An 11733-nucleotide genomic window follows, 5' to 3' on the forward strand; every position below is an offset into this window, starting at 1 on the left:
TGGCTTGGGAGGGTGCCGGCCTGCGCCGGCGTCGCGGGTCAGCCGACGCCGACCTCGTCGTGCAGTTCCTGCAGCGACCAGACCGGGCCGGAATCGCGGAAGTCGAGCGAATGCAGCAGCGCCTTCGCGCCGGCGATCGTGGTCGAGTACGTGACGCGATGCTGCAGCGCCTCGCGCCGGATCGAGAACGAGTCGGTGATGGCCTGGCGGCCCTCGGTCGTGTTCACGATGTAGGCGATCTCGCCGTTCTTGATCAGGTCGACCACGTGCGGCCGGCCCTCGATCACCTTGTTGATGCGCTCGCACTCGAAGCCCTCGGACTTGAGGAAGTCCGCGGTGCCGCCGGTCGCGACCAGGCCATAGCCCCGGCGCACCAGCTCGTGGGCGACCGGCGCCAGGCGTGCCTTGTCCGGATCGCGCACCGAGAGGAACGCCTTGCCGGACGGCGGCAGCGCGCGGATCCCGCCCGCCTCCTGCGCGCGCGCCATGGCCGCGCCGAAGCTGCGGCCCACGCCCATCACCTCGCCGGTCGAACGCATCTCCGGGCCGAGGATCGGGTCCACGTTCTGGAACTTCGCGAACGGGAAGATCGCTTCCTTGACCGAGAAGTACTCGGGCACGATCTCGGTGGTCGCGTCCTGTTCGGCCAGCGTGCGGCCGACCATGCAGCGCGCGGCGATCTTCGCCAGCGGCCGCCCCGTCGCCTTGGAGACGAACGGCACGGTGCGCGACGCACGCGGGTTGACCTCGAGCAGGTAGATCGTGGCCTCGCCCTCCCCGTCCACCTGCACGGCGAACTGGGTGTTCATCAGGCCGACCACGTCGAGCGCGCGCGCCAGCGCGACCACCTGCTCGCGCAGCCGTGCCTGCACCGACTGCGGCAGCGAGTACGGCGGCAGCGAGCACGACGAGTCGCCGGAATGCACGCCCGCCTCCTCGATGTGCTCCATCACGCCGCCGACCAGCACGTTGCCTTCGCGGTCCGCGATCACGTCGATGTCGACCTCGACGGCGTTGTCGAGGAAGCGGTCGAGCAGCACCGGCGACTTGTCGGAAACCTTCACCGCGTCGCGGATATAGCGCTCGAGCTCGGCATCGGAATGCACGACTTCCATCGCGCGGCCGCCGAGCACGTAGCTGGGGCGCACCACCAGCGGATAGCCGATCTCGCGCGCCAGCGCCACCGCCTCGCCGGCGTTGCGGGCGATGCGGTTGGGCGGCTGCTTCAGGCCCAGGCGGTCGACGAGCTGCTGGAAGCGCTCGCGGTCCTCGGCAAGGTCGATCGAGTCCGGGCTGGTGCCGACGATCGGCACGCCGTTGGCCTCGAGCGCCTGCGCCAGCTTGAGCGGCGTCTGGCCGCCGTACTGGACGATCACGCCCTTGGGCTTCTCCAGTTCGACGATCTCCAGCACGTCCTCGAGCGTCAGGGGCTCGAAGTACAGGCGGTCGGAGGTGTCGTAGTCGGTGGAGACGGTTTCCGGGTTGCAGTTGACCATGATGGTCTCGAACCCGTCCTCGCGCAGCGCCAGCGCGGCGTGCACGCAGCAGTAGTCGAACTCGATGCCCTGGCCGATGCGGTTGGGGCCGCCGCCGAGCACGATCACCTTGTCGCGGTCCGTCGGCGCGGCCTCGCACTCGTCCTCGTAGGTCGAGTACATGTAGGCCGTGCTGGTCGCGAACTCCGCCGCGCACGAATCCACGCGCTTGTAGACCGGGCGCACGCCGAAGGCACGGCGCAGGGCCCGGAGCGCGGCCTCGCTGGTGCCGGTGAGCTGCGCCAGGCGGGCATCGGAGAAACCCAGGCGCTTGAGGCGGCGCATGCGCGCGGCGTCGATGGCGTCCAGGCCGGCCTCGGCCACCTCGCGCTCGGCCGCGACGATCTCCTCGATCTGGTCGAGGAACCACGGGTCGACGAACGACAGTGCGTGGACCTCTTCGACCGCCATGCCCGCCCGGAACGCGTCGGCGACGTGGAAGATCCGATCCGGGCCCGGTTCCTTCAGTTCGCGGCGCAGCTTCGCCAGGCCGTCCTCGGACGCCAGGTCCAGGCCGGTCGGGTCGAGGCCGACCTTGCCGGTCTCCAGCCCGCGCAGCGCCTTCTGCAGCGACTCGGCGAAGGTGCGGCCCATGGCCATGACCTCGCCCACCGACTTCATCTGGGTGGTCAGGCGCGCGTCGGCCTGCGGGAACTTCTCGAAGGCGAAGCGCGGGATCTTGGTGACCACGTAGTCGATCGCCGGCTCGAAGCTGGCCGGGGTCGCGCCGCCGGTGATCTCGTTGCGCAGCTCGTCGAGCGTGTAGCCGACGGCGAGCTTGGCCGCGACCTTGGCGATCGGGAAGCCGGTCGCCTTCGAGGCCAGCGCCGAGGACCGCGACACGCGCGGGTTCATCTCGATCACGACCACGCGGCCGTTCTCCACGTTGACGCCGAACTGCACGTTCGAGCCGCCCGTGTCCACGCCGATCTTGCGCAGCACGGCGATCGAGGCGTCGCGCAGGCGCTGGTATTCCTTGTCGGTGAGCGTCTGCGCCGGCGCGACGGTGATGCTGTCGCCGGTGTGCACGCCCATCGAGTCGAGGTTCTCGATCGAGCACACGATGATGCAGTTGTCCGCGCGGTCGCGGACCACCTCCATCTCGAATTCCTTCCAGCCGAGGACGGACTCCTCGACCAGCACCTCGTTCACCGGGCTGAGCTCGAGGCCGCGCTTGACGATGTCCTCGAATTCCTCGCGGTTGTAGGCGATGCCGCCACCGCTGCCGCCGAGCGTGAAGCTCGGGCGGATGATCGTCGGGTAGCCGACCGTGGCCTGGATCTCCAGCGCCCGATCGAAGGTCCGGGCCACCTCGGCCCGCGGGCATTCCAGCCCGATCTCGGCCATCGCCTGCTTGAACAGCTCGCGGTCCTCGGCCATGCGGATGGCATCGCGCGAGGCGCCGATCAGCTCCACCCCATGACGCTCGAGCACGCCGTTGTCGGCGAGGTCCAGCGCGCAGTTCAACGCCGTCTGGCCGCCCATCGTCGGCAGCAGCGCGTCGGGCTTCTCCTTGGCGATGATCTTCTCGACCGTCTGCCAGTTGATCGGCTCGATGTAGACCGCGTCGGCCATCTCCGGGTCGGTCATGATCGTGGCCGGGTTGCTGTTGACCAGCACCACCCGGAAGCCCTCGTCGCGCAGCGCCTTGCACGCCTGCGCGCCGGAGTAGTCGAACTCGCAGGCCTGGCCGATGACGATCGGGCCGGCGCCGATGATCAGGATGGTCTTGATGTCGGTGCGGCGGGGCATGTCAGTGCGCCTCCATCGACGCGGCGCGCGCGGGCGCGCCCTCGCGGGCGGTGCGCATGGATTCGAGGAAGCGGTCGAACAGCGGCGCCACGTCGTGCGGGCCGGGGCTCGCCTCCGGGTGGCCCTGGAAGGAGAACGCCGGCGCGTCGGTCAGCGCGATGCCCTGGTTCGAGCCGTCGAACAGCGAGCGGTGGGTCACCCGCACGTTGGCCGGCAGGCTCGCCTCGTCGACCGCGAAGCCGTGGTTCTGGCTGGTGATCATCACCCGGCCGGTGTCCAGGTCCTGGACCGGGTGGTTGGCGCCGTGGTGGCCGAACTTCATCTTCGCCGTGCGCGCGCCGGCGGCGAGCGCCAGCAGCTGGTGGCCCAGGCAGATGCCGTACACGGGCACGCGGCGCTCGAGGAAGGTGCGGATCGCGGCGATGGCGTAGTCGCACGGCGCCGGGTCGCCGGGGCCATTGGACAGGAACACGCCGTCGGGATCCATGGCGAGGACGTCCGCGGCCGGCGTGGTGGCGGGCACCACGGTCACGTCGCAGCCGCGCTCGGCGAGCATCCGCAGGATGTTGAGCTTGACGCCGTAGTCGTAGGCCACGACGCGGAACGCGGGCTTCGCCGACACCCACTCGCCGGAATCCAGGTCCAGCTGGCCCTCGCTCCAGCGGTAGGCCTCGCGCACCGAGACTTCCTTGGCAAGGTCCATGCCCTTGAGGCCCGGAAACTTGCGCGCCGCCTCGAGCGCGTGCTCGACGTCGAGCACGCCGTCGTCGCCGGCGGCGAGCAGCGCGCCGTTCTGGGCGCCGCGGTCGCGCAGCAGGCGGGTCAGCTTGCGGGTGTCGATGCCGGCGATGCCGACCACGCCGCGCGCCGCCAGCCACTCGGGCAGCGACGCCTGGCTGCGCCAGTTGGACGGGCGGCGCGGCACGTCGCGCACGATCAGGCCCGCGGCCCAGGGGCGCGTGGCCTCGTCGTCGCGGCCGGTGCAGCCGGTGTTGCCGATGTGCGGGTAGGTCAGCGTCACCAGCTGCCGGGCGTACGAGGGATCGGTGACGATCTCCTGGTAGCCGGTCATCGCGGTGTTGAACACCACCTCGCCGACCGAGAGGCCGGGCGCACCGATCGAGTCGCCCTCGAACACGGTGCCGTCTTCGAGGACCAGGATTGCGGGTCGGGTCACGCGGGGATCGCCTCGGCTGCCGGGGGGATGCCACCCCGCCGGCCGCGCCTCCGGCCACCGCCACCGGGCGGTCTGGCTGAACGCGGGCTGCAACAAGCCGCGGACGCGGCGTGGGCCGGTCCAGCGGGCGGGGTTCGGGCGAGCCGGAATTCTACCGGTCCGGACGCGGCCACGCCAGCACGCGATGGCGCGCGGCCGGCAGCCGGTTCAGTCGAGCAGGTCGCGCAGCGCGTAGCGCCCCGGCGGGCGCCCGCGCAGCCGCGTGGCGGCGTGGAGCGCCCCGCGGGCGAAGATGTCGCGGTTGGTGGCGCGGTGGACCAGTTCGATCCGCTCGCCCTGCCCCGTCAGCTGCACGGTGTGCTCGCCGACGATGTCGCCGGCACGCACGCTGGCGTAGCGCGGCTCCGCGCCGGCGGCGCCCGCGACCTCACCGAGCGCCAAGGCCGTGCCCGACGGCGCGTCGCGCTTGTGCACGTGGTGGGCCTCGAGGATGTCGAGGTCCCAGCCCGGCAACGCGGCGGCCGCGCGCGCCACGAGGTCCTGCAGGACGGCCACGCCCAGGCTGAAATTCGCCGCCCATGCGACGGGCAGGTCCGTGGCGGCGGCGTCGAGCGCGGCGAACCGCGCCTCGCCGAGGCCCGTGGTCCCAGACACCAGCGGCGCGCGCCGGCGACGGCACAGGGCCAGGATGTCGTCGAAGGCCTCCGGCACGCTGAAGTCGACGGCGACGTCGAACGCCGGCACGCCGCCGATCTCGCTGGAGGCGAACCAGGGCACGCCTTCGACGACGCGCTGCCCGGGCCGGCTGCGGGACACGGCCGCCACGGCTTCGCACGGACTGCCCTCCTCCGCGCAGAGGCGCAGGAGCGCCTGGCCCATGCGGCCGGAGGCACCGTGCACGAGCAGCTTCAGGCGGGTCGATGTCATCGGGGTGGGCGCCATCGCGGCAGGCTAGCGGCGTGAACGCGCGGCGACAAGGCGGTCAGGCGTCGTCGAGCACGATCCAGCGGTGCTTGCCCGCGGCCTTGGCGCGGTACATCGCGGTGTCCGCGCGACGGAGCAATCCGTCGGCGTGGTCGTCGCTCGAGCCGGCGACCGCGAGCCCGATGCTCGCGTGCAGGCCGACGACCTGGCCGTCGGCCAGGAAGGCTTCGTCGAATGCACCCATGAGCCGCGCGCCGACCTCGTGCGCCGTCGCGTGCGGATCGGCGACCAGCACCACGAACTCGTCGCCGCCCAGGCGCGCGACGGTGTCCCGACCGTCCGCGCACGACCGCAGGCGGCGACCCACCTCGCACAGCACCGCGTCGCCGGCCGCGTGGCCCAGACGGTCGTTGACCGGCTTGAAGTCGTCCAGGTCGACCAGGGCCACGATCACCTGGCCCCCCGAGGCGCGTGCCGAGGCGAGCGCGTCCTCGAAGCGCCGCGCCAGCAGCGCGCGGTTCGCCAGCCCCGTGAGGGGGTCGCTGAAGGCCATGGCCCGCAACCGGTGCGCCATCTCCCGCGCCCGCAGCGCGCTCCCGAGCATCTGCGCGAGCAGTCGCAGGCCGATCAGGTAGTCCTCGTCCCACTCGATGTGGTTGCGCACCGCGTCGAAGCCGGCGAAGCCCGACAGCGACGGACCGTCCCAGATCGGCACGATGACGATGGACCGGATGCCCTCGCGGTCGAACTCCTCGCGCTCGCTGGTCGCTTCGGGGGGCAGTTCCGCGATGTCCGCGAAGGCGACCGCGCGGTCCGCGGACAGCTCCCTCATCAGCCAGGGGAACGTGTCCAGCGGCAGGCCCTGCAGGTTGGCGGCCTCGGAACTGATCCCCGGCGCGACCCACTCGTGCGTGTTGCTCTGCAGCCCCGCGGCGGCGTCGATCTCGAACACGTACGCGCGGTCGACCTGGAAGAACCCGCCGACCTGCCCCAGGGCGTCGACGACCGCGCCATCGAGCGCGTCCCCGCCACTGCGCATCAGCGCCGCGGAGATCGAGGTCAGCCTGCGCTCGAAGTCCAGCCGCCGCCGCAGGGCGCGGTCGCCCGCCGTCGGCGGCGCTTCAGCGTGGTCGGCCACGGTCCCGCCGCTCCCGGTTGCACGCGGTCGTGATGCGACGTCCGGCCCCCACGCTGCTCCTCCCCCGATGCCAAGGCCGCGAAGACTAGCGCAACCCCGAAGGAAAAAACGCGGGCAGGCGCCCGATCAGGACACCATGCGGTCCCAGAACCCCTTGACGCCATCGAGGAACGTGGCCGATCGCGGTGCGTGGCGGCGCGCGCTCTCGCCGACGAAGGTCGCGTCGAACTTCTCGAGCAGTTCGCGCTGCTCCGCGGTGAGGTTGACCGGCGTCTCCACCACGACCTTGCAGTACAGGTCGCCCGGGCGGCGGCTGCGGACCGACTTAACGCCCCGGTCCCGCAGGCGGAACACCTTGCCGGTCTGGGTCTCGGCGGGGATCCGGATCTCCTCCTCGCCGCCGAGCGTCGGCACGCGCACGCTGTCGCCCAGCGCGGCTTGGCCCAGGCGGATCGGGACCTCGCAGTGCAGGTCGTCGCCGTCGCGCTCGAAGATCGCGTGGGGGCGCACCCGCACCTCGACGTACAGGTCGCCGGGCCGGGCGCCCGGCGGCCCCGCCTCGCCCTCGCCCGCCAGCCGGATCCGGTCGCCGTTGTCCACGCCCGCCGGCACCTTGACCGACAGGACCTTCTCCTCCTCGACGCGGCCGCGGCCCTGGCAGTGCGCGCAGGGGTTGCGGATGGTCCGCCCGCGCCCGCCGCACTGCGGGCAGGCCTGCTGCATGCTGAAGATGCCGCGCTGCAGCCGGACCTGGCCGTGGCCCCCGCAGGTGGCGCAGGTGTCGAGTTCACCGTCCTCCGAGCCGGTGCCGTTGCAGGGCGCGCAGCTGGAGAGGGTCGGCACCTCGATGCGCTTCTCGACGCCTGCGACCGCGTCCTCGAGGTCGAGCTCCATCACGTACCCGATGTCGGCGCCGCGCCGCGGGCCGCCGCGCATGCCGCCCCCGAAGATGTTGCCGAAGATGTCCCCGAAGATGTCGCCCATGTCGGCGTAACCGGCGCCACCCGCGCCGCCGCCCATGCCGTGCTCGAAGGCGGCGTGGCCGTGCTGGTCGTACATCCGGCGCTTGCCGGCGTCCGAAAGGACCTCGTAGGCCTCCTTGCACTCCTTGAACTTCTCGATCGCCCCGGCGTCGCCACCGTTGCGGTCGGGGTGGTGCTTCATCGCGCAGCGGCGATAGGCCTTCTTGAGATCCTCGGCGGACGCGTCGCGCGCGACGCCCAGGACTTCGTAGTAATCACGCTTGCTCATCGCAGGTCCCGTTCTCCCCGAAACGCACCGCCCGCGTTAACCGGCACCAGCCGGTTGAACGCGGGCAGTTGATCCATCAGCGCAAGGCGCTGGTGGATGACAGCTACTTCTGCTCGTCGTCCTTGACTTCGGTGAACTCGGCGTCGACCACGTCGTCGCCCTGCCCGCCCTGGCCCGACGCACCGCCTGCACCCGCGTCCGGGCCGGCCTGGCCACCCTGGGCGGCGGCAGCGGCCGCGGCGAACAGCGACTGGCTGGCCTCCTCCAGCGCCTTCGACTTGGCCTCGATCTGCGCCTTGTCGTCGCCCTTCATGGCGGTTTCCAGGTCCGCGATCGCCGACTCCGTCGACCCGATCACGTCGCCCGGCACCTTGTCGCCGTTGTCCTTGATCGCGCTGCGCGCGGCGTGCACGAGGGCGTCGGCGTGGTTGCGGGCCTGAACCAGCTCCTGGAACTTCTTGTCCTCCTCGCGGTGCGCCTCGGCGTCCTGGACCATCCGCTGGATCTCGTCGTCCGACAGGCCCGAGCCGGCCTTGATCTCGACCTTCTGCTCCTTGCCGGTCTTCTTGTCCTTGGCGGTCACGTGGACGATGCCGTTGGCGTCGATGTCGAACGACACCTCCACCTGCGGCATGCCGCGCGGGGCCGGGTCGATGCCGGTGAGGTCGAACTTGGCCAGCGACTTGTTGAAGCGGGCCTGCTCGCGCTCGCCCTGCAGCACGTGCACGGTCACCGCGGACTGGTTGTCCTCGGCGGTCGAGAACGTCTGCGAGGCCTTGGTCGGCACCGTGGTGTTCTTCTCGATGATCTTGGTGAACACGCCACCCAGGGTCTCGATGCCCAGGCTCAGCGGGGTCACGTCGAGCAGCAGCACGTCCTTGACGTCGCCGGCCAGCACGCCGCCCTGGATCGCGGCGCCCAGCGCCACCGCCTCGTCGGGGTTGACGTCCTTGCGCGGCTCCTTGCCGAAGAACTCGCCCACCGCCTGCTGCACCTTCGGCATGCGGGTCTGGCCGCCGACCAGGATCACCTCGGAGATGTCCGAACCGCGCAGGCCGGCATCGTTCAGCGCGACGCGGCACGGCTCGATCGTCTTCTTGACCAGGTCCTCGACCAGCGACTCGAGCTTGGCGCGGGTCAGCTTGATGTTGAGGTGCTTCGGGCCGGAGGCGTCGGCCGTCACGTACGGCAGGTTGACCTCGGTCTGCTGCGCGGTGGACAGCTCGATCTTGGCGCGCTCGGCCGCGTCCTTCAGGCGCTGCAGCGCGAGGTGGTCCTTGCGCAGGTCGATGCCCTGGTCCTTCTGGAACTCCTCCACGAGGTAGTCGATGACCCGCTTGTCGAAGTCCTCGCCGCCCAGGAACGTGTCGCCGTTGGTGGCGAGCACCTCGACCTGCATCTCGCCGTCGACCGACGCGATCTCGATGATCGACACGTCGAAGGTGCCGCCGCCCAGGTCGTAGACCGCGACCTTGCGGTCGCCGCCCTTCTTGTCCATGCCGTAGGCCAGCGCCGCGGCGGTCGGCTCGTTGATGATGCGCTTGACGTCGAGCCCGGCGATCCTGCCGGCGTCCTTCGTCGCCTGGCGCTGCGAGTCGTTGAAGTAGGCCGGGACGGTGATCACCGCCTCGGTCACGGTCTCGCCGAGGTAGGCCTCGGCGGTCTTCTTCATCTTCTCCAGCACCTTGGCGGAGATTTCCTGCGGCGCCAGCTTCCTGCCGTCCGCCGTCTGCACCCAGGCGTCGCCGTTGTCGTGCTGGACGATCGTGTACGGCACCAGGCCGATGTCCTTCTGGACCTCGGCGTCGGTGAACTTGCGGCCGATCAGGCGCTTGACCGCGAAGAACGTGTTCTTCGGGTTGGTGACGGCCTGGCGCTTGGCGGACGCGCCGACCAGCACTTCGCCGTCCTTGGTGAACGCCACGATCGACGGCGTGGTGCGATCACCCTCGGCGTTCTCGATGACGCGGGCCTTGCCGCCCTCCATGATCGCCACGCACGAGTTCGTCGTGCCGAGGTCGATGCCGATGATCTTGCCCATGGTGTGGTGCTCCCTCTCCGATTGCGGTGGCCGCCGGGGCGGCCTGGTTCGATGGGCGCGCGCTGGCGCCGATGCCGGTGATGTGGGGCCGGCGGCCCGGGGTTCAACCCGGTGGCCGACGCGGGCTCAGTCGTGGTTGGCGACCACCACCAGCGCGGGGCGCAGCAGGCGGTCGTTGAGCACGTAGCCCTTCTGGTACAACTGCGCGACGGCGCCGGGCGGCACGCCTTCGGCCGCGACCATGCTCATCGCCTGGTGGCGCTCGGGGTCGAAGGCGTCGCCCGCCGCGGGCGCGACCTCCACCAGCCCGTTCGCCTCGGCGATCCGGTGCAGCTGGCGCAGCGTCAGCTCCATGCCCTCGCGCAGCGGGTCGGCCTGCGCGGCCGCGGCAAGGCCCGCCTCCATGCTGTCGAACAGCGGCAGCAGCTCGGAGAGCAGCCGCTCGTTGGCGAACTTGCGCGCCTGGTCGATCTCGCGCGCCAGTCGCTTGCGCTGGTTGTCGAGGTCCGCGCGCTCGCGCAGCGACTCGGCGCGCAGCTGCTCGAGCTCCGCGCTCAATGCCTCGACCTGGTCCTCGAGCGCCCGGGTGGGGTCGTTCGCTTCGTCGGCCGGACGGGTGTCCGTCGTGCCGTCCTGCATCGGTTCCGTGGTCATCCGCTCCGTGTCCTCACGCGGCACCGTGCCGCACGGGGATGCCCAATGGGGCCGCCGCGTGGGATTTCAAGCCACGGACGTGAACCCGCGGCGACGCGACGGGGTCAGCGCCCCTGCAGGGCGGCGCCCAGCGCGTCCGCGGTCGCCTGGACCACGGGGATCACGCGTTCGTAGGCCATGCGCGTCGGGCCGATCACGCCCAGCACGCCCAGCACCGGCCCACCGGGCGAGCCCGCGCCATACGGCGCGGTCACGAGCGACACGCCCTCCAGCGGACCCAGGCCGGTCTCCTCGCCGATGAAGATGCGCACGCCGGGTGCCTGGATGGTCCGCTCGAGCAACTGCAGGATCTCGCGCTTGCGCGCGAAGGCCTCGAACAGCTCGCGCAGGCGGTCGAGGTCGGACAGGTCCTGCACCCCCATCAAGCGGGTCTGGCCGGCGAGCAGCATGTCCTCGTCGCCGGGCGCCAGGGCCTGCTCGGCAAGGTCCATCGTGCTCGCCAGCAGCGCTTCCATCTCGTCCCGCGCCGCGCGCAGGTCGCGCACGAGGGTGGCGCGGATGTCGGCCAGCGGCCGGCCGGCGAAATGCCGGTTCAGGTAGTTCGCCACCCGCTCCAGCTCGTCGGCCTCGTAGGGGCGGCGGGTCTGCAGCACGCGGTTCTGGACGTCGTTGTCGGCGAACACCAGGATGGCCAGCACCCGTTGGCCGTCGATCGGCACGAAGTCGATGTGCCGGAAGGCGAAGGCCTCGCGCCGCGGCACGCTGACGACGCCCACGAAGTGCGTCATGGCCGACACCAGCTCGGAGGCGGAGCCCAGCAGGTCCTTGGTGCCGGATCCGGCGGGGAGTTCGGCGCGGAGGCGGGCGACCTCGGTCTCCGGCAGCGGGCGGAGCTGCAGCAGCGAGTCCACGAACATCCGGTAACCCTGCGCCGTCGGCACCCGGCCGGCGGACGTGTGCGGCGAAGCCAGCAATCCGACGTCCTCGAGGTCGGCCAGGATGTTGCGGATCGTCGCGGGGCTGATGTCCAGGCCGGAATGGCGCGCGAGCGTCTGCGACCCCACCGGCTCGCCGTCGCGGATGTACCGCGCGATGAGCGTGCGCAGGAGCTGGCGGGCACGCGGGTCGCTGGCGGGATCGGTGGCGCGCTTGGTCATGGCCGATCCGGTATACGACCGGCCGCGCGGGGGCGCAAGCCGGACCGTGGCGCCGGTTCCCACGCGCGCCCGGCGGGATTCCCGACGCCGGCACGTTGGCCGCG

7 protein-coding genes and 1 pseudogene are annotated in these 11733 nt (G+C 71.4%); all 8 read right to left on the reverse strand.

The window, feature by feature from the left end; genetic code table 11:
- Positions 1 to 38 precede the first annotated feature (38 nt).
- Positions 39 to 3287, reverse strand: coding sequence for a carbamoyl-phosphate synthase large subunit (gene carB, locus ACYU7H_RS00195; protein ID WP_460811525.1), 3249 nt, complete (start codon positions 3285 to 3287; stop codon positions 39 to 41).
- A gap of 1 nt (position 3288) precedes the next feature.
- Positions 3289 to 4464, reverse strand: coding sequence for a glutamine-hydrolyzing carbamoyl-phosphate synthase small subunit (gene carA, locus ACYU7H_RS00200; RefSeq protein WP_460811527.1), 1176 nt, complete (start codon positions 4462 to 4464; stop codon positions 3289 to 3291).
- A gap of 207 nt (positions 4465 to 4671) precedes the next feature.
- Positions 4672 to 5391, reverse strand: a complete 720-nt coding sequence (locus tag ACYU7H_RS00205; RefSeq protein ID WP_460813003.1) for a 4-hydroxy-tetrahydrodipicolinate reductase — start codon at positions 5389 to 5391, stop codon at positions 4672 to 4674.
- Between the two features lie 55 nt (positions 5392 to 5446).
- Positions 5447 to 6526, reverse strand: coding sequence for a diguanylate cyclase domain-containing protein (locus tag ACYU7H_RS00210; RefSeq protein WP_460811529.1), 1080 nt, complete (start codon positions 6524 to 6526; stop codon positions 5447 to 5449).
- A 126-nt stretch (positions 6527 to 6652) separates the two neighbouring features.
- Positions 6653 to 7777 (reverse strand): molecular chaperone DnaJ, encoded by a 1125-nt coding sequence (gene dnaJ / locus ACYU7H_RS00215; RefSeq protein WP_460811531.1) that lies wholly within the window; start codon positions 7775 to 7777, stop codon positions 6653 to 6655.
- Between the two features lie 103 nt (positions 7778 to 7880).
- A pseudogene (dnaK, locus tag ACYU7H_RS00220) lies at positions 7881 to 9830 on the reverse strand (molecular chaperone DnaK); the annotation flags it as partial.
- 114 nt (positions 9831 to 9944) lie between these two features.
- Positions 9945 to 10457, reverse strand: a complete 513-nt coding sequence (gene grpE, locus ACYU7H_RS00225) for a nucleotide exchange factor GrpE (protein ID WP_460813005.1) — start codon at positions 10455 to 10457, stop codon at positions 9945 to 9947.
- A gap of 119 nt (positions 10458 to 10576) precedes the next feature.
- Positions 10577 to 11629 (reverse strand): heat-inducible transcriptional repressor HrcA, encoded by a 1053-nt coding sequence (gene hrcA, locus ACYU7H_RS00230; RefSeq protein ID WP_460811533.1) that lies wholly within the window; start codon positions 11627 to 11629, stop codon positions 10577 to 10579.
- Positions 11630 to 11733 lie beyond the last annotated feature (104 nt).

Source organism: Luteimonas pelagia (genome assembly GCF_054776035.1).